At 71.1% G+C, this 22857-nt stretch carries 21 protein-coding genes; 10 read left to right on the top strand and 11 right to left on the bottom strand.

Translation table 11 applies throughout. The annotated features are described in order from the left end of the window. Positions 1-228: 228 nt before the first annotated feature. Positions 229-1758, top strand: coding sequence for a helix-turn-helix domain-containing protein (locus OG978_RS31195; protein WP_326768389.1), 1530 nt, complete (start codon positions 229-231; stop codon positions 1756-1758). A 103-nt stretch (positions 1759-1861) separates the two neighbouring features. On the opposite strand, the gene OG978_RS31190 is transcribed toward OG978_RS31195, so the two are convergent. From OG978_RS31190 to OG978_RS31175, 4 genes are all read right to left on the bottom strand, one after another. Beyond that, a complete protein-coding gene (locus OG978_RS31190; protein ID WP_326768388.1) occupies positions 1862-2704 on the bottom strand; it encodes a hypothetical protein in 843 nt (280 codons plus the stop codon). 190 nt (positions 2705-2894) lie between these two features. Further along, a complete protein-coding gene (locus tag OG978_RS31185; protein ID WP_326768387.1) occupies positions 2895-3371 on the bottom strand; it encodes a DUF5994 family protein in 477 nt (158 codons plus the stop codon). Next, complete coding sequence (locus OG978_RS31180; protein ID WP_326768386.1) at positions 3368-3973, bottom strand: DUF5994 family protein; 606 nt, start codon at positions 3971-3973, stop codon at positions 3368-3370. The genes OG978_RS31185 and OG978_RS31180 overlap by 4 nt, the downstream gene beginning before the upstream one ends. Positions 3974-4118: 145 nt before the next feature. Then, positions 4119-4445, bottom strand: a complete 327-nt coding sequence (locus OG978_RS31175) for a hypothetical protein (protein WP_326768385.1) — start codon at positions 4443-4445, stop codon at positions 4119-4121. Between the two features lie 323 nt (positions 4446-4768). Between OG978_RS31175 and OG978_RS31170 the strand changes: the two genes are divergently transcribed. From OG978_RS31170 to OG978_RS31150, 5 genes are read left to right on the top strand one after another with little or no spacing between them, the layout of a single operon-like run. Beyond that, positions 4769-7573 (top strand): nitrate- and nitrite sensing domain-containing protein, encoded by a 2805-nt coding sequence (locus tag OG978_RS31170; RefSeq protein ID WP_326768384.1) that lies wholly within the window; start codon positions 4769-4771, stop codon positions 7571-7573. Continuing rightward, positions 7570-8007: a roadblock/LC7 domain-containing protein gene (locus tag OG978_RS31165; protein WP_326768383.1), complete on the top strand. Its 438-nt coding sequence runs from the start codon at positions 7570-7572 to the stop codon at positions 8005-8007. Before OG978_RS31170 ends, OG978_RS31165 begins: the two co-directional genes overlap by 4 nt. After that, entirely contained in the window at positions 8004-8408 is a 405-nt protein-coding gene (locus tag OG978_RS31160) for a DUF742 domain-containing protein (RefSeq protein WP_442817769.1), read from the top strand. The genes OG978_RS31165 and OG978_RS31160 overlap by 4 nt, the downstream gene beginning before the upstream one ends. 6 nt (positions 8409-8414) lie before the next feature. After that, entirely contained in the window at positions 8415-8984 is a 570-nt protein-coding gene (locus tag OG978_RS31155; protein WP_326768382.1) for a GTP-binding protein, read from the top strand. 53 nt (positions 8985-9037) lie between these two features. After that, positions 9038-10171 (top strand): FAD-dependent monooxygenase, encoded by a 1134-nt coding sequence (locus OG978_RS31150; RefSeq protein ID WP_326768381.1) that lies wholly within the window; start codon positions 9038-9040, stop codon positions 10169-10171. A gap of 138 nt (positions 10172-10309) precedes the next feature. Here the strand turns inward: OG978_RS31150 and OG978_RS31145 are convergent, their stop codons facing one another. Both OG978_RS31145 and OG978_RS31140 read right to left on the bottom strand, forming a co-directional pair. Continuing rightward, positions 10310-10711 carry a RidA family protein gene (locus OG978_RS31145; protein WP_326768380.1) on the bottom strand — a complete coding sequence of 134 codons (402 nt, stop codon included), beginning with the start codon at positions 10709-10711 and terminating at the stop codon, positions 10310-10312. After that, complete coding sequence (locus OG978_RS31140) at positions 10708-11835, bottom strand: acyl-CoA dehydrogenase family protein (protein ID WP_326768379.1); 1128 nt, start codon at positions 11833-11835, stop codon at positions 10708-10710. Before OG978_RS31140 ends, OG978_RS31145 begins: the two co-directional genes overlap by 4 nt. Before the next feature lie 193 nt (positions 11836-12028). Between OG978_RS31140 and OG978_RS31135 the strand changes: the two genes are divergently transcribed. From OG978_RS31135 to OG978_RS31125, 3 genes are all read left to right on the top strand, one after another. Further along, positions 12029-13630 (top strand): AMP-binding protein, encoded by a 1602-nt coding sequence (locus OG978_RS31135; RefSeq protein ID WP_326768378.1) that lies wholly within the window; start codon positions 12029-12031, stop codon positions 13628-13630. 68 nt (positions 13631-13698) lie between these two features. Continuing rightward, complete coding sequence (locus tag OG978_RS31130) at positions 13699-14520, top strand: GNAT family N-acetyltransferase (RefSeq protein ID WP_326768377.1); 822 nt, start codon at positions 13699-13701, stop codon at positions 14518-14520. Further along, positions 14517-14948, top strand: a complete 432-nt coding sequence (locus OG978_RS31125) for a hypothetical protein (protein WP_326768376.1) — start codon at positions 14517-14519, stop codon at positions 14946-14948. The genes OG978_RS31130 and OG978_RS31125 overlap by 4 nt, the downstream gene beginning before the upstream one ends. Here the strand turns inward: OG978_RS31125 and OG978_RS31120 are convergent. Together OG978_RS31120 and OG978_RS31115 are read right to left on the bottom strand one after the other, a co-directional pair. Continuing rightward, positions 14935-17247, bottom strand: coding sequence for a bifunctional salicylyl-CoA 5-hydroxylase/oxidoreductase (locus OG978_RS31120; RefSeq protein ID WP_326768375.1), 2313 nt, complete (start codon positions 17245-17247; stop codon positions 14935-14937). The two genes, OG978_RS31125 and OG978_RS31120, sit on opposite strands and share 14 nt — an antisense overlap. 4 nt (positions 17248-17251) lie before the next feature. Next, the gene (locus tag OG978_RS31115; RefSeq protein ID WP_326768374.1) at positions 17252-18079 is read right to left on the bottom strand and encodes an enoyl-CoA hydratase family protein; all 828 of its coding nucleotides are present in this window, start codon (positions 18077-18079) and stop codon (positions 17252-17254) included. A 263-nt stretch (positions 18080-18342) separates the two neighbouring features. On the opposite strand from OG978_RS31115, the gene OG978_RS31110 reads away from it, so the two are divergent. After that, complete coding sequence (locus tag OG978_RS31110; RefSeq protein WP_326768373.1) at positions 18343-18774, top strand: ATP-binding protein; 432 nt, start codon at positions 18343-18345, stop codon at positions 18772-18774. Positions 18775-18784: 10 nt separating this feature from the next. On the opposite strand, the gene OG978_RS31105 is transcribed toward OG978_RS31110, so the two are convergent. From OG978_RS31105 to OG978_RS31095, 3 genes are all read right to left on the bottom strand, one after another. Next, complete coding sequence (locus tag OG978_RS31105; protein WP_326768372.1) at positions 18785-20227, bottom strand: amino acid permease; 1443 nt, start codon at positions 20225-20227, stop codon at positions 18785-18787. Positions 20228-20403: 176 nt separating this feature from the next. After that, the gene (gene argF, locus OG978_RS31100) at positions 20404-21420 is read right to left on the bottom strand and encodes an ornithine carbamoyltransferase (protein ID WP_326768371.1); all 1017 of its coding nucleotides are present in this window, start codon (positions 21418-21420) and stop codon (positions 20404-20406) included. 113 nt (positions 21421-21533) lie between these two features. Continuing rightward, a complete protein-coding gene (locus OG978_RS31095) occupies positions 21534-22766 on the bottom strand; it encodes an arginine deiminase (RefSeq protein ID WP_326768370.1) in 1233 nt (410 codons plus the stop codon). Positions 22767-22857 lie beyond the last annotated feature (91 nt).

Here is a 22857-nt window from a genome sequence, read left to right as displayed (position 1 = left end):
GGGAGCTCCCGGGGACCGGCGCCGAACGCCCTCGTCGCCCGTCCCCCGTACGGACGCGCACCGCACGCGGACGCGGCGGTCCGGGCGCACCATGGAACGCACGGTGCGCACCGGACCGCGCATTTCATACCGGCCCGGCCTGCAACTTCCGCGCCGACACGCGCGGGCGTCACCCGAACACCACACCCCGACACAGGTCTCATCTCATATCTGAGATAACCTTTCGTCATGTCAGACGATTACCTCGTACGCATCGGCAAGCTCATCCGTGACGCCCGTCAGCATCGTGGCTGGACACAGAGCCAGCTCGCCGAGGCGCTCGCCACCAGCCAGAGCGCCGTGAACCGCATCGAGCGCGGCAATCAAAACATCAGCCTTGAGATGATCGCGCGCATCGGTGAGGCACTCGACAGCGAGATCGTGTCGCTCGGCTACGCCGGGCCCATGCACCTGCGGGTGGTCGGCGGTCGCCGGCTCTCGGGCTCCATCGACGTCAAGACGAGCAAGAACGCGTGCGTGGCACTCCTCTGCGCCTCGCTGCTCAACAAGGGCCGTACGGTGCTGCGCCGGGTGGCCCGGATCGAAGAGGTCTACCGCCTCCTGGAGGTGCTGAACTCCATCGGCGTGCGGACCCGGTGGATCAACGAGGGAACCGATCTGGAGATCGTCCCGCCCGCCCGGCTCGACATGAACGCCATCGACGCGGACGCCGCCCGCCGGACCCGTTCCATCATCATGTTCCTCGGCCCGCTGCTGCACCGCATGGACCGGTTCAAGCTCCCGTACGCGGGCGGCTGCGACCTCGGTACGCGGACCATCGAGCCGCACATGATCGCGCTGCGCCGCTTCGGCCTGGAGATCGCCGCGACCGAGGGGATCTACCACGCCCAGGTCGATCACTCGGTCACCCCCGGCCGCCCCATAGTGCTGACCGAGCGCGGCGACACCGTGACCGAGAACGCGCTGCTGGCCGCCGCCCGGCACGACGGCACCACCGTCATCCGTAACGCGTCCTCCAACTACATGGTCCAGGACCTCTGCTTCTTCCTGGAGGCGCTCGGTATACGCGTGGACGGCATCGGCACGACCACGCTGACCGTGCACGGAGTCCCGCACATAGATGTGGACGTCGACTACTCCCCGTCCGAGGACCCGGTCGAGGCGATGAGCCTCCTCGCCGCCGCCGTGGTGACGGAGTCCGAACTGACGATCCGCCGGGTACCGATCGAATTCCTGGAGATCGAGCTCGCGGTCCTCGAGGAGATGGGCGTCGACTGCGACCGCACGACGGAGTACGCCGCCGACAACGGCCGTACCCGGCTGGTCGACCTCACGGTCCGGCCCTCCAAACTGGAGGCGCCGATCGACAAGATCCACCCCATGCCGTTCCCCGGGCTCAACATCGACAATGTGCCCTTCTTCGCGGCGATCGCCGCCTCGGCCCAGGGCCAGACCCTCATCCACGACTGGGTCTACGACAACCGGGCCATCTACCTCACCGACCTGAACCGCCTCGGCGGCAGGCTGCAGCTCCTGGACCCGCACCGGGTGCTGGTCTCGGGCCCGACCCGCTGGCGCGCCGCCGAGATGATGTGCCCGCCCGCACTGCGCCCCGCCGTGGTGGTGCTGCTCGCCATGATGGCGGCGGAGGGCACGTCCGTACTGCGCAACGTGTATGTGATCAACCGCGGTTACGAGGAGCTGGCGGAGCGGCTCAATTCCGTGGGCGCGCAGATCGAGATCTTCCGCGACATCTAGTCCCCGTGACATCCCGCACGCGCCGGCGACGCCCGGCGATGCGAGTGTGACCCGACGGCCCTCCGGTCCAGGCAACGCGCCTTCCCCGGGGGGCCGTCGGCCGTCATGGACGGCTCTGGTGGCCGACGTCGCGGACGAGGTCCAGGCCGAGTACGCGGTCGAGGTGGGCGAAGGTCTCGAACTTGGCGCCCGACGGCACATCGGGTCGTACCGCCACATCGGCCAGCAGCTCGAGGACGGCGGCGACGTCGAGATCCTCGGCGAGCGCCGTATGCGACTGGTGCAGCAGGTCGGTGGGGATCGGCCTGGACGGTTCCTGCGCCCAGTCGGCGACCGACCGGCGCCACTCGCGCAGGGTCCGCCGGGCCTCGGCGAGTGCGGGGCCGGTGACCGTGACCGGTGTTCCGTAGGGGCGGCTGAGCAGCAGCAGGCGTACGGCCAGTGGATCGGCGGTCTCCGGCATGGTTGCGTCCGGGAGGTCGGGGTCGAGGAGGTGGCCCGGGTCGGGGACGCCCTCTGCCAACGGAGCCGTGGCGACCTGCACCACCTCGATCAGGGCACCGCCCTCGATGTCGTCCGGGTCGGTACCGCCGGCGACCACGTGTACGTCGGCGGGGCCGCCGAGGGCTCCCTCCGGGCGGTGGGAGCCGACGACGGCAGGGGGGTGGATGCCGAGCACCGTCATGACCCGGTCCAGCGCCCGGGCCCGGTCGGGCGTCAGCTCCGGGGTCGTGAGGACCGTGACGACCTGAAGACCGTTCAGCTCCGCGGTGCGTGCCAGTACGTCACCAATCAGCGGGACGCGCAGGTGCAGCGGGCCGATCCCGGTGACGGTGTCCGCCCCCGTGCCGAGGTCCGGCAGATGGACGCAGCTGCGCAGCAGGCGGCGCGGTGCGGCGGGGATCTCCACGAGGTGACCGGTGCGGGTGTCGGCGATACGCAGCATGATGCGGAGGCTAGTCGCGGGGGCCTGCCGCGCGTGGGAGCCCGTGCACCCCATTCGCACTTTATGCCGCATACGCTCCCCAGGAGTACCCTGGACAGTGGGTTGGTGCACGCTCACGTGCACCGCCTGAAAGGGCGGCCCCGGATTGCCGGGGTCGTTGTCACGTCGGCCGCCGACGCAGGGCTCCCGGCTACACGGGGGTGATACCGGCGGCGGCGAGTATCTCCTCGGCGGAGGTGCGGTTGTCGTCCTGTACGGCCATGGTCATCGCGGTGTGTGCGGCCGCTGCGGAGGTCTGCGGCGGGATGACCAGGAACGCGAAGTGGTCGTGGTGGCCGCGGGTGATGATCATCGTGCTGTCGTCGACGGCGGACCAGTCGATACGTACCTTGTGGTCGCCGACGACGAGGTGGGCCGGGACCTCGTCCCAGGCACTCGCGTCCAGGCCGACACGTGCGATGGGTCCGAGACTGGCCATCAGCGCGTCGATCAGGTCGGGCAACTGGCTTCTGATGTCGCGCGAGCGAGGCCACCAGGCACCGTCGAAGAACCCGGCACGGCTGGAGGTCGTCTCCATCCGCAGTACGGCGCTGCCCGGGACCACCGGCTGATCGATGGTGTCCTGGAGAAGCAGGAGAGGTGCCGGAGTACGCGAATCGGCAGTCATGGGTTGCCGCCTGTCCGCAGACGCGGGGCCGTTCCCGCATGGACGGGCCGTCGGGGCGCCGGCGTCCGGGGCGCTGTGCCCTGGCCTCCCTCGGAGTCCCAGGCCAGTTCCTGGGTCGAGTCCCAGTCGGCCTCGGCCGCGATCCGGAAGAACTCCGCCTCGCGCATCAGGCCGCTCGCGGTGAGAATCCGCAGGGGATCAGCGGCCGCGGTCATCAGCCGGGCAGCTGTGGCCGGGCCGGTCTCCGGCGGAATCACCAGCAGGTCCCAGCGACCGGTCGTGTAGGAGAGCAGCAGGAGTTTGTGCGGGTCCTGTTCGGCCTTGAACCAGCCGACGTGGACCAGATGCCCTGCGACCTGCACCTTGCGCGGGATGACCGGCCAGAACGTGGGGTTGACGGTGACACGGGTGATCCTGCCCCAGAGCGGATCGAGTACGGCCATCAGCGGCGGCAATTCCGCCGTCAGGTCGCGGGAGCGGGGCCACCAGGCACCGTCGACAAGGGCCGGAGAGGTGTCGGCGGGTGCCAGCACGAGTCGGAGCGGCAACGAAGAAGGGGTCCGGTCTTCGACCGCCTGCTGGTACTCGATGATCGCGGTCATGACGCGAACCCTGCCCCGGGCCGGTCATGACCGGCCCGGTGTTGTGAATCGCCGAGAGCGGCACCGGCCTGAAAGCGGGTGCGCGAATTGTCCTCGGTAATTCCAGGGTACTCCTGACCAGGGCCCCGCCGGTCCGTGATGCTGGTCAGTTCTCCTCGGTCAACTGCTCGTCCAGTTCGTCGAAGAGCAGCTCGCCGTGGTCGATCTGGCCGGTGCGGTAGGCGGTTCGGGCCACCATCAGCTCGGCGAGCGCGTCGAACCGCAGCGCGACGGTGACGTCGTACGCGGGCATCCACCGCCACGACCAGGTGACCGCGGAGCCGGACGCGGCGGTGTTCCGCTGCGTGGCCGCCCACACGGTGGCGGCGGCCGGTGGCAGCGCGAGCACGACGAAGGCGCGTCTGCCCAGTGTCCGTACCAGCGGGCGCGCGCAGGCGGCCAGGACGGAGTGGCAGACGATGAGCGCGGTCATACGGCCCCGGTGGGCGTTCCGCGACCGTCGCGGACGGGCGTCCGGGGCCTGGGCGATGCATCACGGGCAAAGAGCACCAAGTGCAGGTATATCCCCGACCGCGCCTCACCCGTACGGCGCGCCGCGCCCGGCACCTCCGGATGCCTGTGGCGGGGCTGTGCGTGACCGGTGATGCACTTGTGAGCCCACTTTCTTTTCATTTTTTCACTGTGACTAATATCTATCTGTCGAAGTTCTCAACGGATTTGACCAGTCCTGAGGCTGGCATCATCAAGGAGCACGCCCTGCGCACGCGCGCCTCACGGCGGACCGGATCGACCACCATGTCGCTGCGGACAGCCCTGCTCGTTCTGGCCATCGTTCCCGGCGTCGCACTGGCCACCCTCTGGGCCGTCACCAGTGGCCAGACCCTGCTGGACTTCCAACGCCAGGCAGCCCAGGGGCAGTTGGCACAGAAGGCCGGCCAGCCGTCCAACATCGTGTACTACAACCTGCAGGAGGAGCGCCGGCTCAGCGCCGAGGCGCTCGCCCGGCACAAGGGCGCCACCGCCGCACTCCAGCGGCAGCGCAAGCTGACCGACGACGCCATCGAGAGCTTCCAGTCGCTCTCCGACGTGGCGACCGACGACGCACCCGGCGAGGTCCGTGACGCGGTCGGCAAGGCCCGCGAGGCCATCAACCGGCTGCCGGCCCAGCGCGCCCTCGTCGACGACGGCGGCAGCGATCAGCAGAAGACCGTGTACGGCTACTACACGGATCTCATCGCGGTCGATCTCCAGCTCTTCGCGGCGCTCAGCCATGTCGACAACGGCCGGATCACCACGCTCTCGCAGCCGCTGGTCGACCTGTTCTGGACCAAGGAGATGATCTCCCGTTCGGACGCCCTGCTCGCGCGCGGCTGGTCCGAGGGGAAGCTGAGCACCGAGGACCTGAGGCAGGTCCGGGAGGCCGTATCCGGCCAGGAACTCCAGTACTCCACCAAGGTCGTTCCCCAACTGCCGTCGGACGAGAAGGCCATGTGGGAGCAGATCACCCGCAGTGCGGCCTGGAAGACCAAGACGCAGGTGGAGAACGAGGTGCTGCGTCCGGCCGAGGCCGACGCGAAGGGCTTCGTCGCCCTCGACGCCCGGGAGAAGACCTGGCGCGGAGCGATGGACGAGCTCACCCCGCAGATCGAGAAGCTGCTGGAGCACCGCACCGCCCTCGTGGTCGAGGAGGGCAAGGGCAGCGTCATGTCGCTGCTGTTCAAGATGGTGCTGACCACAGTCGTCGGCCTGGTGGCCGTGATCGCGGTCATCTGGACCACCTGGCGCCTGACCCGGAACCTCCGCCGCCGGATCGGCAGCCTGCAGGAGCGGGCCGAGGAACTGGAGAAGGCCCTGCCCGATGTCGTCGAGCGGCTCGCCCAGGGCGAGCGGATCGATGTCGAGGCCGAGGCGCGGGCCATCGAGCACGAGGGCAAGGACAGCCGGAGCGACGAGCTGACCCAGCTCGGCGACGCGCTCAACCTGGCGCGCACCAGTGCGCTGGCGGCGGCCGTCAAACAGGCCGACCAGCACCGCGGCTTCGAGCGGCTGCTCCAGCGCATCGCCCGCCGTACCCAGCAGCTGATCGGCCAGCAGCTGAAGAAGCTGGACGAGCTGGAGCGCAAGCACGAGGACCCCGAGGTGCTCGACGGCCTCTTCGACCTCGACCACCTCACCGCCCGACTGCGGCGGTACGAGGAGAACCTGGTGATCCTCGCGGGCGGTTCCCCGCACCGGCGCTGGCGCAAGCCCGTTCCGCTGCTGGACGTGATGCGTTCCGCCCAGGGCGAGGTGCAGGACTACCGGCGCGTGGTGCTGGACCTCGACGGCAGTCCCTGGCTGTCGGAGCGGGCCGTCGGCCCGGTCTCCCATGTGCTCGCCGAGCTCATCGAGAACGCGCTCAGCTTCTCCCGGCCGCCGAGCCCGGTCGAGGTCAGGGCCGCCAAGGTGAGCCGCGGTCTGGCCATCGAGGTCGAGGACCGCGGCCTCGGGATGGAGGAGGACCAGTTGGCGGCGGCCAACGAACTGATGGTCCGGCCGCCCCGGATGGACGTGCTCGCCCACTCCGACGACATCCGTCTCGGTCTGTATGTGATCGCCCGGCTCGCGGACCAGCACGGCCTGCGGGTGGAGTTCCGCTCCTCGGCGTACGGCGGTACCCGCGTGGTCCTGCTCGTCCCCGACGAGCTCACCGTCCCCGAACCGCGGACCGGTCCGGTCGGCGTACCGGCCCCCGCTGCCGCCGCGCCCCCGGCCCCCGCCGCCCCCGCCGCCGACGACGCGCTGCCCACCCGCGTACAGGGTCAGGCGCTGGCCGGAGTCACCGCGCTGAACACGGCAGGCGTCCCGTACGCCACCACCGAGCAGCCGTACACGGTCGCCGAGCAGCCCTACCCGGCACCGGCACCGGCCCCCGCCCCGGCACAGGAGCAGGAGAAGGAGCCGTACCGGCCGGAGCAGGAGCAGCCGTACGCTCTGCCGGCCGCGCCGTACGCTGCTCAGGAGAACCCGTACGGCCAGGCGGAACAGCCGTACATGACGGCCGCCGGACAGTACCCCGTGGACCAGCCGCCGTACCCTGCGCCCGAGGGCCAGTACCCCGGTGACCAGGAGCCGTACGCGACTCCGCAGCAGCCGTACGCCGCTCCGTACCCCTCCGGCCCCGGGGCGGACCGTACGTCCCTCCCGATTCCCGCGCCCCGGCAGTTCGAGCCGGGCACCATCCAGCCCGCCCGGCTGCCGGTGTCCGAGCCCGACCACCCGGCCCCGCCGGACCCGGGCGCCGTCCGCGCCCAGGACGCGGAGCACGGGTCCGACCGGCCCGCCCTCCCCGCCGCCCCCGCTGCGGAGCCCCCGCTGCCGCGCCGGGTACGGCAGGCCAGCCTGGCCGACGAACTGCGGATCGCCCCGGCCGCCCGGCCCGCGGCACCGCAGCCGCCGAGCCGGCCCGAGAACCCGCAGCCACGGCCGGAGCCGCGCCGGGCCGGAGCCGCGATCGGGGCGTTCCAGCGCCGGTCCCGTGCCGCCCGCGCGACCGACGAGGCACCGAAGCAGCCTGCACCGCCAGCCATCCCGCTCCCCACGAGAGAAGAACGGCCATGACACGCACAACCGCCACCCACCAGGATCTCGACTGGCTGCTCGACGGCCTGGTGGACTCGGTGGCCGAGACCCGGAACGCCGTCCTGCTGTCCGACGACGGTCTCGTGGTGAGCCACTCGCGCACCATCGACCGCGCCGACGCCGAGCGGCTGGCCGCCATCTGCACCGGCCAGCAGAGCCTGGCCCGCGGCGTCGGCCAGCTCTTCAACGGCGGCGGCGTACACCAGGTGATCGTCGAGCTGAACGACCTCTGGCTCTTCATCATCGCGGCCGCCCAGGGCACCCACCTGGCCGTGATCGCCTCCCAGGAGGTGGACGCCGAGATCATGTCGCTCGCCATGCACAACCTGGTGCAGCAGGTCGGCCAGAAGCTCAGCACGCCGGCCCGCGGCGAGTTCGACGCCTTCGGCAACGGGGACGGGCAGCGCGCGTGACCCCGTACTGGGAGGACGAGGCCGAGGAGGACGGGGCGGGCACGATGGTGCGCCCGTACACCATCACCCGGGGCCGGACCGCTCCCGAGCGGGACGACTTCAGCCTCATCACCGTGCTCACGACCGCGCAGGACCCCCGGGACGAGCACGGTGCGCCGCTGCGGCCCGGAAGGCTCCAGCCGGAGCACCGGCTGATCCTGGAGCGCTGCCGCCGCCCGGCCGCGGTCGCCGAGGTCGCCTCGGACCTCGGCCTCCCGGTGTCGGTGACCAAGATCCTGCTGGCCGACCTCGTCGCCCAGGGCCTGCTGCTGGCCCGCGCACCGCTCTCGGTGGCGCGGGTGGCGGGCGGGCGCGACATGCGCCTGCTGGCCGCCGTTCGTGACGGACTCCGGAGACTCTGAACCAAGATGACAAGCAGTCAGGCGGCCCCCGCCGCCGTCAAGATACTTATCGCCGGAGGCTTCGGCGTCGGCAAGACCACCCTGGTGGGCGCGGTCAGCGAGGTCGCGCCGCTGCGCACCGAGGAGTACCTGACCAAGGCCAGCATCGGGGTCGACGACCTGGCCGGTGTCGGCCAGAAGGACACCACCACCGTGGCGCTGGACTTCGGCCGGATCACGGTCAGTTCCGAGCTGGTGGTCTACCTCTTCGGCACCCCCGGTCAGGAACGCTTCTGGTTCATGTGGAACGACCTGGTCAACGGGGCGCTCGGCGGCGTGGTGATCGCCGACACCCGAAGGCTGGAGACGAGCTTCGCCTCGATCGACTTCTACGAGAGCCGGGACATCCCGTTCGTGGTCGCGATCAACTGCTTCCACGGCCACAACACCCGCACCCCGGACGAGATCAGGGCCGCTCTCGACCTCGACCCGCACGTACCGCTGCTGATCGGCGACGTCCGCGAGCGGCCGTTCGGCCGGGACGTGCTGCTGGCCCTGGTGGACCACCTGATGAGCCTGCCAGCCGCGGCCGGCTGACCGTCCGCTCCTTCGCAACTCCCCGCACCTTTCTCGCTCTGGAGACACCTGAGATGGCAACACCCCTGCGCGTCCTGATTCACGGCGGCGGCATCGGCGGGCTCACGCTCGCCACCGCACTGGCCCGGCGCGGCCACACCGTCGAGGTCGCCGAGCTCCGCGACGAGCTCGACGCGCTCGGCGTCGGCATCATCCAGCCGTCCAACGCCCTCCACGTCATGCGGGAGATCGGGGTTCTCGACGACTGCCTGGAGGCGGGCTTCGAGTGGGAGATCCTGACCATCGCCGACCCGGCCGGCAACACGCTCGCCGAGATACCCCAGCCGCGGATGGGCGACGCCCCCTCCAACAACGGCATCCCGCGCCCCGCCCTGGCCCAGGTGCTGAACTCCGCCGCCGTCACCGCGGGTGCGAAGATCCGCTTCGGCACCACCATCACCGAGCTGGCCGACGACGGCTCCGGCGTGGACGTCACCCTGTCCGACGGGTCCTCGGGCCGCTGGGACCTGGTGGTCGGCTTCGACGGCATCGGTTCGCCGCTGCGCACCCGGCTCTACGGGGACCGCTACACCCCCGAGTACACCGGCTTCGCGAACTGGCGGGTTACGGTACCGCGGCAGCCGCAGGTGCGGGGCGTAGTGATGGGCACCGCGGGCAAGGACGCCAAGGCGCTGCTCACCCCGATCACCGAGGAACTGATGTACCTGGGTGCGGTGTTCGCGGAGGCCGAGGACTTCCGGCCGGACCCGGAGCGGGCCCACGAGCAGCTCACGGAGCGGCTGGCGATGTTCTCCGGACCGGTCGCCGAGGCGCTGGCCACCGTCACCGACCCGGCCTCGGTGGTGTACTCGCGGATCTCCCAGGTGACGGTCGAGGAGCCGTGGCACGTCGGCCGGGTCGTGCTGGCCGGTGACGCGGCGCACGCCTCCACCCCGCACATCGCGCAGGGCGCGGCGATGGCCGTCGAGGACGCGCTGGTGCTCGCCGAGTCGCTGGACGCCGAGGCCGAGGTGGCCGCGGCCCTCGGCGCATGGGAGGCGCGCCGCCGTCCCCGGGCCATGTGGGTGCAGGCCATGTCGCGTGCCGTGCTCAAGCAGGAGACGGGCAGCGAGACGACGCCCGAGGAGGACGAGCTGCTGAAGGTCGGCATTCCGGGCGCGGCGCACGTGCTGGTGAAGCCGTACTGATCGGCGCCGGCGCGCGCTGATACACGTTGATGCGCGTTGATGCGCGTTGATGCGCGTTGATATGCGTTGATACGCGTTGATACGCGTTGATACGCCGATGCCCGTACGGGCCCGGATCGCCGGGCCCGTACGGTGCGTTCACGGCAGTACCGCCACCCCGTCGATCTCCACCAGGGCCTGCTCGTCCCAGAGCCTGGCCACGCCGATGACCGCCATCGCCGGGTAGTCGCGGCCCGCCAGCCGCCGCCAGATCCGGCCCAGTTCCGCGGCCCGTTCGCGGTAGTCGGGCACATCGGTGGCGTACACGGTGACCCGGGCGAGGTCCGCCGGGGCGCCGCCCGCCGCGCGCAGGGCGGTGAGCAGATTGGCGAGCGCCGTCGCGAACTGCTCGGGCAGGTCGTCACCGACGACCTTGCCGTCCTGGTCGAGGGCGGTCTGCCCGGCCAGGAAGACCAGTTGGCTGCCGGTGACCGTGACGGCGTGCGAGAAACCCGTCGGCGGAGACAGCTCGACGGGGTTGATCCGGTGGACCGGACTCATGCGGAGGCCTCCCGGCTCACGTACAGCTCCTTGGCGATGATCGTGCGCTGGACCTCGCTGGCGCCCTCGTAGATCCGTGGCGCGCGGACCTCCCGGTAGAGGTGTTCGAGGAGGTGACCGCGGCGCAGGGCGCGGGCGCCGTGCAGCTGGACGGCGGTGTCGACGACGTACTGCGCGGTCTCGGTGGCGTACAGCTTCGCCATGGCGGCCCGGCGCGGCACGCCGGACTCCCCCGCGTCGTAAGCGGCGGCCGCCGCGTACACCAGGAGCCGGGCGGCCTCGGTCCGGGTGGCCATCTCGGCTACCTGGTGGGAGACGGCCTGCAGGTCCTTCAACGGGCCGCCGAACGCGGTGCGGTGGGCGGTGTGCTCCACCGTGGCGTCGAGGGCGGCGCGGGCCATGCCGACGGCGAACGCGCCGACGCTGGGGCGGAACAGGTTGAGGGTGTCCATGGCGACCCGGAAGCCCCGGTCCGGTTCGCCGAGGACGTCGTCGGCGGTGACCGGGACGCCGTCGAAGGCCAGGGCCCCGATCGGGTGCGGAGAGAGCATGTCGAGGGCGGTGCCGCTCAGTCCGGGGCGGTCGGCGGGGACCAGGAACGCGGTGACTCCGCGGGAGCCGGCGCCCTGGGTCGTGCGGGCGAACACGGTGTAGAAGTCGGCCTCCGGCGCGTTGGAGATCCAGCACTTCTCGCCGGTCAGCCGCCAACCGCCGGGGGCGGGGTCGGCGCCCAGGGCGAGGGCCGCCGCGTCGGAGCCCGCACCCGGTTCGCTGAGTGCGAAGGCGGCGACGGCGCGACCCGCCCGCACCTCGGGGAGCCAGCGATCGCGGTGCGCCGGGGTGCCCGCCCGGACCAGGGGGTGGGTGCCGAGGCCCTGGAGGGCCAGCGCGGTCTCGGCCTCCGTGCAGCCGCGGGCCAGGGACTCGCGGAGCAGACAGAGGTCGAGGGCGCCGGAGTTCAGCATCCGGTCCAGCAGGCCCGACTCGCCGAGTGCGGCGATCAGGGGGCGGTTGACATGGCCGGGGTCGCCCTTCTCGGCGAGGGGGCGCAGTTGCTGTTCGGCAAGGGTTCTTAGCTCTTCACACCAGGCGGTCTGCGCCGGGTCGAGCGAGAATGCCGTCATACCGGCACCTCGCTCGTCGCGTCTTCTCGGTTTCTCATGCCCGTTCTTCGCATCGGCGCTCCGGCCTGTTGTCCGTCCGTTCCCGTGCTCGTCTTCCCACCCGTTCGAATTCCAGTCCACTCGCCTTATCGCGGACCGTTGACTACCGTCACCCAAACGATACGCTCCAGAGGCGATAAGGGGGCGATCCGTCATGGACCCGAAGACCTCAGCGCACCTCGACACCTTCGCCAGGGAGCACCTGCCACCCCAGGACCAGTGGCCGGAACTGCTCTTCGACCTTCCCGAACTGCACTATCCGGACCGCCTCAACTGCGCGGCGGAACTGCTGGACCGTACGGCCGACCGCTTCGGCCCCGACCGCCCCGCCTTCCGTGCCTCGGACGGCGCGGTGTGGAGCTACGGGGAGCTGCGGGAGCGGGTGGACCGGATCGCCCATGTCCTCACCTCCGATCTGGGGGTCGTCCCCGGCAACCGCGTCCTGCTGCGCGGCCCCACCACCCCCCATCTGGCCGCCTGCTGGCTCGCGGTGCTGAAGGCCGGCGCGATCGCCGTCACGGTGCTGGACCGGCAGCGGTCCGCCGAACTCGCCACCATGTGTTCCATCGCCCGGGTGAGTCACGCACTGTGCGATGTCCGGGCGGTCGACGACCTGGTGAAGGCCGAGGTGCCAGGGCTGCGGATCACGGCGTACGGAGGTGACGCCGCGGACGATCTGCTGCGCCTGGCGGAGGCGAGGAACGGGCCGTACCGGGCCGTGGACACGGCGGCGGACGATGTCGCGCTGATCGCCTTCACCTCGGGCACCACCGGACGCCCGAAGGGCTGTATGCACTTCCACCGGGATGTGCTCGCCATCGCCGACACCTTCTCCGCCCATGTGCTCCGGCCCACTCCCGACGACGTGTTCACCGGCAGTCCGCCGCTCGGCTTCACCTTCGGGCTCGGCGGTCTGGTGGTCTTCCCGCTGCGGGCCGGTGCCAGTGCCCTGCTGCTCGAACAGTCCGGCCCGGCGCAGTTACTGCCCGCGCTCGCCGCCCACCGCGTATCGGTGCTCTTCACCGCGCCGACCGCCTACCGCGTGATGCTCGACCACATCGACCACCACGATCTGAGCGCGCTGCGACGCTGCGTCTCGGCCGGGGAGAACCTTCCGGTCGCCACCTGGCGGTCGTGGCAGGAGCGGACGGGGCTGCGCATCATCAACGGCATCGGCGCCACCGAGCTGCTGCACATCTTCATCTCGGCCGCCGACGACGCGATCCGCCCCGGCACCACCGGGGTCCCCGTGCCCGGCTGGCAGGCCCTGGTACTGGACCGCGACGGGCAGCCGGTGCCGGACGGGGAGCCCGGACTGCTCGCCGTACGCGGTCCGGTCGGCTGCCGCTATCTCGCCGACGGGCGCCAGCGGGACTATGTGGCGCACGGCTGGAACCTCACCGGGGACACCTATGTGCGGGACACGGACGGCTACTTCCGTTACGTGGCCCGCGCCGACGACATGATCATCTCCTCCGGCTACAACATCGCGGGCCCCGAGGTCGAGGACGCCCTGCTGCACCACCCCTCGGTGGCCGAGGCAGCCGTGGTGGGCCGGGCGGACGAGCTGCGCGGCCAGATCGTGGTGGCGTACGTGGTGCTGCGCGAGGGCGCGGAGACGGCGGCCGACGAACTGCGCGCGTACGTGAAGAGCGAGCTGGCCCCGCACAAGTGCCCGCGCGTCATCGAGTTCCTGCCCGCGCTGCCCCGTACCGCCACCGGCAAGCTCCAGCGCTTCCGGCTGCGGGACGACTGACCCGGAGGGCCGGGCAACCGGCCCGAAATACGGGTGCCCCGTGCCGTACGCACCCGGCAGGATGAAGCATGAACTGGACCTTCACCGACGACGTCGATGCCTTCCTCGACGCGGCCGGCCCCTCCCTCGCCGCCCGGCCCGCCGAGAACACCCTGATCCTGACCGTCACCGAGACCCTGCGGCGGCGCGGCCCGCACGCCTACGGCGACGGCGCCCCGCTGCTGGGCTGGTGGCGCGGGGCGGACGGCGAGGTCGCGGGGACGCTGGTGCGGACCCCACCCTTTCCGCCGGTGCTGGGATCCGTCGCCCCGGAGGCGATCGGTCCGCTGGCCGCCGCGCTCCCCCTGACCCGGATCAACGCGGACCGGGCCACCGCCGAGGTGCTCGCCGCGACCTGGCCCGGTCACCGGGTCGACCAGGAGCAGCGGCTCTACCGCCTGGCGACGCTGACCCCGCCGTCCCCCGCCCCCGCGGGACGGCCCAGGGCCGCCGTCGCCGCCGACCGGGAGCTGCTGGTGCGCTGGCATCTCGCCTTCGCCGATCAGGTCGGCCAGTCCGGCAGCCAGGCCGAGCGGCAGGTGGACGAGCGCACGGCTTCCGGCAGGCTGACGCTCTGGGAGGACGGCGGTGTCCCGGTGTCGATGGCGGGCGTCTCACCGCAGATCGCGGGCACGGTGCGGGTCGCGGCGGTCTACACACCGCCGGAGCACCGCGGCCGGGGCTACGCCGCCGCGGTGACGGCGGAGATCAGCCGGGCGGCGAGGGAGGCCGGCGCGCAGGAGGTGCTGCTCTTCACCGACCTCGCGAACCCCACCAGCAACGGCGTGTACCAACGCATCGGCTACCGGCCGGTCGCGGACCGGCTGCTGATCAGCGCGGCGGAGCAATGAGCGGACCGCCGGAACCCGCGTGGCTGGTCGCGGCGAACGTGGTGCTGTGGCGGCGGTACGGGGACCTCGGCCAGGAGCTCCGTCCCGGCACGAAGGCGTACCGGGGCGGGGCGAAGGTGTACGTCGTCGACACCTACCCGGGGATGGGGCACCAGCAGCTGACCACGGTGGGACACGGGCGGCACACCGGCCACTGGATCACCATCGACACGGGGACCCGCCATCTGCACACCTTCCGGGCGCAGTTGGTGTACGCCCCGGCCGTGCTGAAGCGGTGCGCCGGCCGGGGTGCCGCCACCCGGGAGGAGGCCGAGGAGCTGGCCGCCCTGCTGGAGCGGGTCGCCCGCGAGGAGCGGCACGCCCACCACGGGGCCCCGCACCCGGACCGGTGTCTGTGCCACGAGTGCCTGCCCGTCACTCCAGGGTGAGCCGCGGCTTCGGCGCGTCCGTGCGGCCCGTCGGCGGGGTGCGGCTGCCCGCGCGGTACGGGAGCGGCCAGGGCGCGCCCGGTCCTTCGTAGCCCTGCTCGGCCGCCGCGTGCAGCGTCCAGTGCGCGTCGTAGAGGTGGGGACGGGCCAGGGCGCAGAGGTCGGCCCGGCCCGCGAGCAGCAGGGAGTTGACGTCGTCCCAGGAGGAGATCGCGCCGACCGCGATGACGGGCACGCACAGGGTGTTGCGGATCCGGTCCGCGTACGGGGTCTGGTACGAGCGGCCGAACTCGGGGCGCTCACCGGGCACGACCTGGCCGGTGGAGACGTCGATGGCATCGGCCCCGTGGGCGACGAAGGCGCGGGCGATCTCGACGGCGTCCTCGGCCGTGGTGCCGCCCTCGACCCAGTCCGTGGCGGAGATCCGGACGGTCATGGGCCGGTCGTCGGGCCAGTCGGCGCGGATCGCGTCGAAGACCTCGAGGGGGAAGCGGAGCCGGTTGCGCAGCGATCCGCCGTACTCGTCGGTGCGGTGATTGGTGAGCGGCGAGAGGAAGCCGGAGAGCAGGTAGCCGTGTGCGCAGTGGAGTTCGAGCAGGTCGAAGCCGCAGTGGTCGGCGCGCCGGGCCGCCGCTGCGAACTGCTCGCGCACGGCGTCGAGTCCGGCCCGGTCCAGGGCGTGCGGGACCTGGTTGACGCCGTCCGCGTACGGGATCGGGGAGGCGGCGGCGAGCGGCCAGTTGCCTTGGTCGAGGGGCTGGTCGATGCCTTCCCACATCAGTTTGGTGGAGCCCTTGCGCCCGGAGTGGCCGAGTTGGACGCCGATGGCCGTGCCGGGCGCGCTCGCGTGGACGAAGTCGGTGATCCGGGTCCAGGCGGCGGCCTGTTCGGGGGTGTAGAGGCCGGTGCAGCCGGGGGTGATGCGGCCCTCGGCGCTGACGCAGACCATCTCCGTCATGACGAGACCGGCGCCGCCGAGCGCGCGTGCGCCCAGGTGGACGAGGTGGAAGTCGCCGGGGACGCCGTCGACGGCCGAGTACATGTCCATGGGCGAGACGACGACGCGGTTACGGAGTTCGAGGCCGCGCAGCCGCAGCGGGGTGAACATCGGCGGGATGCCCGGGGCGCAGCCGAACTCCTCCTCGACGGCGGCGGTGAAGGAGGCGTCGCGCAGCCGCAGGTTGTCGTGGGTGACGCGGCGGCTGCGGGTGAGGAGGTTGAAGGCGAACTGGCGGGGCGGCTGGTCGACGTAGGTGCCGAGCTCCTCGAACCAGCGCAGGCTGGCCGCGGCGGCCCGCTGGGTCGATTCGACGACCGGCCGCCGCTCGGCCTCGTACGCGGCCAGTGCGCCCGGCAGGTCGGGCTGTTCCTCGATGCAGGCGGCGAGGGCGAGGGCGTCCTCGACGGCGAGTTTGGTGCCGGAGCCGATGGAGAAGTGCGCGGTGTGGGCGGCGTCGCCGATGAGGACCGTGTTGCCGTGCGACCAGCGGGCGTTGACGACGGTGCGGAAGGTGAGCCAGGAGGAGTTGTTGGAGCGCAGCGTCCGGCCGCCGAGCGCCTCGGTGAAGATCTTGGCGCACCGCAGCGTGGAGTGCCCGACCTCGCAGCTGTCGAATCCGGCGGCCCGCCAGACCTCCTCGCGCATCTCGACGATGACGGTGGAGGCGTCGGCCGAGAAGGGGTAGCCGTGGAGCTGCATCACCCCGTACGCCGTCTCGGCGGTCTCGAAGCGGAAGGCGTCGAGGGCGAAGTCGGCGGCGAGCCAGATGTAGCGGCAGCGGTGGGTGGTGAGGCGGGGGCCGAAGGCATCGGCATGGGCGGCGCGGGTGGTGCTGTGCACCCCGTCGGCGGCGATCACCAGGTCGTGCGTGGCGGCCAGCTCGGCGGCCGGCGGCGCCTCGGTGCGGAAGCGGAGGCGTACGCCGAGGGATTCGCAGCGGTCGTGCAGGATCTGCAGCAGCCTGCGTCTGCCCAGCGCCGCGAAGCCGTGGCCGCCGGACGTCTGGGTGACGCCGCGGTGGACGATGTCGATGTCGTCCCACCGTACGAATTCGCCCCCGAGCGCGCGGTACACGACGGGGTCGGCGTGTTCGATGCCGCCGAGGGTCTCGTCGGAGAGGACGACGCCGAAGCCGAAGGTGTCCTCGGGGGCGTTGCGCTCCCAGACGGTGATGTCGCGCTCCGGGTCGAGCCGCTTCAGCAGGGCCGCGGCGTAGAGCCCTCCGGGCCCGCCACCGATGACCGCGATGCGCTTCACGCCGGTCCGGGTCGCACCGGCCGCAGCCGCTCGGGACGGCATCGCGCTACCTGCCCTGCCATTTCGGTGGCCGCTTCTCGGTGAAGGCGGCATGGAATTCGGCGTAGTCGTCGCCGTGCATCAGGAGGGCCTGGGTGGCGGCGTCCATCTCGACCGCGGCGGCGAGCGGCATGTCGAGTTCGGCGGTGAGCAGGGCCTTGGTCTGGGCGAGGGCGAGGGCCGGTCCGTCGGCGAGGCGGCGGGCGAGCGCCGCCGCGCGTACGTCCGCCTGGCCCTCGTCGGTCAGCTCGCTGATCAGCCCGATCCGTTCCGCTTCGGGTGCCCGGACCGGTTCGCCGAGCATCAGCAGCCGGGTGGCATGGCCGAGGCCGACGACGCGCGGCAGCAGGTAGGCGGCGCCCATGTCGCCGCCGGAGAGGCCGACCTTGGTGAACAGGAAGGCGAAACGGGCCGACGGATCGGCGATCCGGAAGTCGGCGGCCAGCGCGAGAACCGCCCCCGCACCCGCCGCCACCCCGTGTACGGCGGCGATGACGGGGAAGGGGGTTTCACGGAGGGCCCGCACCACCTGCCCGGTCATGCGGTTGAAATCGAGGAGCTGGGCGGTGTCCATGGCGAGTGTCGCGCCGATGATGTCGTCGACATCTCCGCCGGAGCAGAATCCGCGGCCCTCCCCCGCGAGCACGAGAGCGCGCACGCTGCGTTCACGGGACAGTTCGGCGAGCAGGTCGCGCAGGTCGGCGTAGGCGCCGAAGGTGAGCGCGTTGAGTTTCTCGGGCCGGGCGAGCGTGACGGTGGCAACCCCGTCGTCCGTCGTCAGCCGCAGATGGCGCCAGTCGTCCGTGTGCGGGGCGGAGCTGGGAAACGGGCTCATGGAGGGGGCTCCCCTTCAGCCGTCGGGCTGCTACCTGCAGCCGAACTTATCACTGCTACGTGACTTCCGTCACGAGTACGCAATAAGCGGAGCGTGAGGACGCAGTGGCCAAAGTCCCTTTCATACCGGTCGGCGGCCCCTTGTCTGTGTCGTTGCACTTCGTAAGGTTGAAACCGAGAAGTCTTGACCCCCAGAGAGTCCCCGCACCCACACCAGCACCCGAACACGCACCCACACCCGAACCCCGGAACGGAAACCATGCCGTGCCCCCCGATGTCCCCCTCCCCGCCTCCTGGCGGATCGCGCTGCCGCACTCGACGGCGGCCGTGCCGATTGCCCGTGCCCTGATCCGTACCGCACTCGCGGACATCGACGCACCGGCCGACACCGACACCGCCGAGCTCCTCACCGCGGAGCTGGTCGCCAACGCGGTCGAACACACCCGGAGCGACGAGCCCATCGAGCTGGTGGTGGAGCTCCTGCCGACCGGCTGCCAGGTCGAGGTCCACGACCGCGACCCCGCCCCGCCGGGCGGCCTGTCCTTCCCGCGGCCCGGCAGCGAGCCGGACCCCTGGCAGGAACAGGGCCGGGGTCTGCTGCTGATCCGTACGCTCAGCTCGTCCTGCGGCCACCGCACGACGGAGCACGGCAAGGCGGTGTGGTTCACCCTGCCGTCCCTCACGCCTCAGAGCTGACCCGCTGCCCTCACCCGGCCGCGTCGGCTCCGGCCAGCCGGGAGCGGCTGCGGCCGTAGAAGGCGTACACCGCCGCGCCGACGATCAGGAAGACCGCGAACTGGATCCAGGTCGCCCAGCCCGTCCCGTACATCAGATAGAGGCAGAATCCGACGCCCAGGAGCGGGCTCAGCGGATACAGCGGCACCCGGAACGAGCCCTTCACCTCCGGGTTGCGGCGCCGCAGCACGATCACCGCGAGGTTCACCGCGACCATGGTGGCCAGTGTGCCGATGGTCGTCAGGTTCACCACCACGTCGAGCGACGAGAAGGCCGCCGGGACCGCGAAGACGACCGCCACGATCCAGGTGTTGGCGACCGGCGTCGCCGTTCGCGGCGAGACCCGCTCGAAGACCCGCGGGATCAGTCCGTCCCGGGACATCGACATCAGGATGCGGGTCTGCCCGTACATCACCGTGAGCACGACGGACGCGATCGCGACGACGGCTCCGAAGGCGACGATCCCGCCGCCGACGGTCGAGTCGGTGACCTGGTCGACGACGATCGAGAGCGCGGCCGGCTGGTCGGCGACGGCCTTCGGCCCCAGCGCGCCGATGGCGGCGAGCGCGACCGCGCAGTAGAGCAGGGTGACCAGTCCGATGCAGACCATGATCGCGATCGGGATGTTCCGCCGCGGGTTCTTGACCTCTTCGCCCGCGGTGGTGATGGCGTCGAAGCCGATGTACGAGAAGAAGGCCAGCGACGCACCGGCCGTGACCCCGCCCGCGCCGTGGGCGAAGAACGGCGTGAGGTTGCCGCGCTCGAAGGCCGTGAAGGCGATGACGCAGAACAGGATCAGGACGGTGATCTTGAGGACCGCCATCGCGGCGGTGGCCCCGGCGCTCTCCCGGACGCCGCGCACCAGCAGGGTGGCGGCCATCATGACCACCAGGACGGCGGGCAGGTTGATCACACCGCCGTCGCCGGGACCGGCCGAGAGTGCGGCCGGCAGCTGCGCGCCGAACAGGCTGTCCAGCAGTTCGTTGACGTACTGGCTCCAGCCGACGGCGACCGCGGAGACCGAGACGCCGTACTCCAGCAGCAGACACCAGCCGACGAGGAACGCGACGCGTTCGCCGAGGGTCGCGTAGGCGAAGGAGTAGGAGCTGCCGGAGACCGGGATGGCGCTGCCCAGCTCGGCGAAGGAGAAGGCGGTGAAGATGCAGGTGATCGCGGCGAGCACGAAGGAGAGGACGACCGCGGGGCCCGCCTCTCCGACGCTGTCGGAAAGGCCGACGAAGATGCCGGTGCCGACGACGGCGCCGATACCGAAGCACACCAGCTGGAAGAGCCCCATGGTGCGCTTGAGGCCGTGCCCCTCCAGGTCGGCGCCGGACTCGGCGATCAGCTGGTGGGGATTCTTGATGCGCGGCCCGGACGGGTGCCGGGGGCTCGGTGGGCGCAGCGGACTCACGGGGATGGTCTCTTCTCTGGTGGAGCATGTGGGGGATGTACGTGCGGGGCTGTGGGGGCTCCGGTGACGCACACAAAAAAAGGGGTTCGAGCGTGCGAGCTCGAACCCCACCAAGAGGCAACATATTAGTCACCTTCACGCATGTTCACCCAATCGGGCGCATGATCATGCAGCGATCAGCCCTTGACCGCCGGAATCGCCAGGGTCGCCACCAGAACAGCCTTGATCGTGTGCATCCGGTTCTCCGCCTCGTCGAAGACGACCGAGTGCGCGGACTCGAAGACCTCGTCGGTGACTTCCAGCTCCGTCATCCCGTAATCGGCCTCGATCTGCCGCCCGACCCCGGTACCGAGGTCATGGAAGGCCGGGAGGCAGTGCAGGAACTTCACGTCGGCGTTGCCGGTGGCGCGGAGCACGTCCATGGTCACGGCGTACGGCGCCAGGGCCGCGATGCGCTCGGCCCAGACCTCCTTGGGCTCGCCCATGGAGACCCAGACGTCGGTGGCGACGAAGTCGGCGCCCTTGACGCCCTCGGCGACGTCCTCGGTGAGGGTGACGGTCGCCCCGCTCGCACCGGCCAGCCGGTGGGCCTCGGCGACGATCTCCTCGGCGGGCCAGTACGTCTTCGGCGCGACGATGCGTACGTCCATGCCCAGCAGGGCGCCGGTGATCAGGTAGGAGTTGCCCATGTTGAAGCGGGCGTCGCCGAGGTAGGCGAAGGCGATCCGTTCCAGCGGCTTGTCGCTGTGCTCGGTCATGGTGAGGACATCGGCGAGCATCTGGGTCGGGTGCCAGTCGTCGGTGAGCCCGTTGAAGACCGGAACGCCGCCGTGGGCGGCCAGCTCCTCGACGGCCGCCTGGCTGTCACCGCGGTACTCGATGCCGTCGAACATCCGGCCGAGGACGCGGGCCGTGTCCTTCACCGACTCCTTGTGCCCCATCTGTGAGCCGGAGGGGTCCAGGTAGGTGGTGGACGCACCCTGATCGGCGGCGGCCACCTCGAAGGCGCAGCGGGTGCGGGTTGAGGTCTTCTCGAAGATCAGCGCGATGTTCCTGCCGCGCAGCCGCTGCTCCTCGATCCCCGACTTCTTGGCGGCCTTGAGCTCGGCCGCGAGCTCGATCAGGCCGCGGAACTCCTCGGCCGTGAAGTCCAGCTCCTTGAGGAAGTGGCGGCCTGCGAGGTCTATGGCCATGGGGCAGCTCCTGGGTCGGGCGAGATCGCACGTACAGTGACTCTGGAAGTCTATACGACGCCCTGCATCGCTATACGGTGCGGTCGGCTCGTGCCTGCGCCCGTCCCCGCCCCCTACACCGGGTCGCGCACCACCGGGCAGCTCATGCAGCGGGGGCCACCCCTGCCCCGGCCGAGTTCGCTGCCGCGGATCTCGATGACCTCGATGCCCTCCTTGCGCAGAAAGGTGTTGGTGGTGGCGTTGCGCTCGTACGCGACGACGACACCCGGCTCGACGGCCAGCACGTTGCAGCCGTCGTCCCACTGCTCGCGCTCGGCGGCGTGCACGTCCTGGGTGGCGGTGAGGACCCGGATCGAGTCCAGCCCCAGGGCGTGCGCGATCGCCCGGTGCATGTGCTCGGGCGGATGGTCGGTGACCTTCAGGTCCCTGGGCCCCTCGCCGGGCTCGATGGTGTACGAGCGGAGCATGCCCAGGCCGGCGTACTTGGTGAAGGTGTCGCCGTCGATCATCGTCATCACCGTGTCCAGGTGCATGAACGCCCGGCGCTTGGGCATGTCGAGCGCCACGATCGTGCGGGCCGAGCCGGCGTCGAACAGTCCGCGGGCCAGCATCTCCACCGCCTGCGGGGTGGTGCGTTCGCTCATCCCGATGAGTACGGCGCCGTGGCCGATGACCAGTACGTCACCGCCCTCGATGGTGGACGGGTAGTCGTCCTGCCCCTCCGACCAGTGGTGGAAGGCGCCCGCCTCGGGGCCGGTGAAGAGCGGGTGGTGGCGGTAGATCGCCTCGAAGTGGACGGTCTCGCGCTGCCTGGCCGGCCAGCGCATCGCGTTGATGGACACCCCGTCGTATATCCAGGCCGAGGTGTCCCGGGTGAAGAGGTGGTTCGGCAGCGGGCCCAGCAGGAAGTCGTCCAGGTCCATCACATGGAAGCGGACGGAGGTCGGCTCGCTGTGCCCGGCCAGGAACTCCCGCTTGGTCATCCCGCCGACGAGTGCGTCGGCCAGCTCGGTGCTGGGCAACTCCTCGAAGGCGGCCCGCAGATGCTCGGTGGCGAGCGGGCCGTACTCCTTCTCCTCGAAGACCCGGTCCAGGACGAGCCGTCTGGCCACCGGGATGTCCAGCGACTCACGGAGCAGGTCGCCGAAGAGGTGCACCTCCACGCCGCGGTCGCGCAGCACATCCGCGAAGCCGTCGTGTTCCTGGCGGGCCCGGCGCACCCAGAGCACGTCGTCGAACAGGAGCGCGTCCTTGTTGCTGGGGGTGAGCCGCTTCAGTTCCAGATCGGGGCGGTGCAGGATGACGCGGCGCAGCCGCCCGGCCTCGGAGTCGACATGGAATCCCATGCCTCCATCCTCACCGTGCCCGGGCCCGTTCACTCCCGCGAATCGCCAGCGGGTTTTCCGTTGATCCCACCGGAAAACCCGCCGACGACGC

The sequence above is a fragment of the Streptomyces sp. NBC_01591 genome (genome assembly GCF_035918155.1).
Taxonomy (GTDB): domain Bacteria; phylum Actinomycetota; class Actinomycetes; order Streptomycetales; family Streptomycetaceae; genus Streptomyces.
Note: the sequence above shows the minus strand (reverse complement) of the source record. Positions and strands in the feature narration are given on the sequence as shown.

Coding starts and splice junctions, on each gene's coding strand:
- OG978_RS31150 (WP_326768381.1), top strand. CDS start 9,038: ATGGCAACACCCCTGCGCGTCCTGATTCACGGCGGCGGCATCGGCGGG.
- OG978_RS31155 (WP_326768382.1), top strand. CDS start 8,415: ATGACAAGCAGTCAGGCGGCCCCCGCCGCCGTCAAGATACTTATCGCC.
- OG978_RS31095 (WP_326768370.1), bottom strand. CDS start 22,766: ATGGGATTCCATGTCGACTCCGAGGCCGGGCGGCTGCGCCGCGTCATC.
- OG978_RS31195 (WP_326768389.1), top strand. CDS start 229: ATGTCAGACGATTACCTCGTACGCATCGGCAAGCTCATCCGTGACGCC.
- OG978_RS31125 (WP_326768376.1), top strand. CDS start 14,517: ATGAGCGGACCGCCGGAACCCGCGTGGCTGGTCGCGGCGAACGTGGTG.
- OG978_RS31135 (WP_326768378.1), top strand. CDS start 12,029: ATGGACCCGAAGACCTCAGCGCACCTCGACACCTTCGCCAGGGAGCAC.
- argF (WP_326768371.1), bottom strand. CDS start 21,420: ATGGCCATAGACCTCGCAGGCCGCCACTTCCTCAAGGAGCTGGACTTC.
- OG978_RS31190 (WP_326768388.1), bottom strand. CDS start 2,704: ATGCTGCGTATCGCCGACACCCGCACCGGTCACCTCGTGGAGATCCCC.
- OG978_RS31175 (WP_326768385.1), bottom strand. CDS start 4,445: ATGACCGCGCTCATCGTCTGCCACTCCGTCCTGGCCGCCTGCGCGCGC.
- OG978_RS31115 (WP_326768374.1), bottom strand. CDS start 18,079: ATGAGCCCGTTTCCCAGCTCCGCCCCGCACACGGACGACTGGCGCCAT.
- OG978_RS31165 (WP_326768383.1), top strand. CDS start 7,570: ATGACACGCACAACCGCCACCCACCAGGATCTCGACTGGCTGCTCGAC.
- OG978_RS31140 (WP_326768379.1), bottom strand. CDS start 11,835: ATGACGGCATTCTCGCTCGACCCGGCGCAGACCGCCTGGTGTGAAGAG.
- OG978_RS31120 (WP_326768375.1), bottom strand. CDS start 17,247: ATGCCGTCCCGAGCGGCTGCGGCCGGTGCGACCCGGACCGGCGTGAAG.
- OG978_RS31185 (WP_326768387.1), bottom strand. CDS start 3,371: ATGACTGCCGATTCGCGTACTCCGGCACCTCTCCTGCTTCTCCAGGAC.
- OG978_RS31130 (WP_326768377.1), top strand. CDS start 13,699: ATGAACTGGACCTTCACCGACGACGTCGATGCCTTCCTCGACGCGGCC.
- OG978_RS31180 (WP_326768386.1), bottom strand. CDS start 3,973: ATGACCGCGATCATCGAGTACCAGCAGGCGGTCGAAGACCGGACCCCT.
- OG978_RS31145 (WP_326768380.1), bottom strand. CDS start 10,711: ATGAGTCCGGTCCACCGGATCAACCCCGTCGAGCTGTCTCCGCCGACG.
- OG978_RS31170 (WP_326768384.1), top strand. CDS start 4,769: ATGTCGCTGCGGACAGCCCTGCTCGTTCTGGCCATCGTTCCCGGCGTC.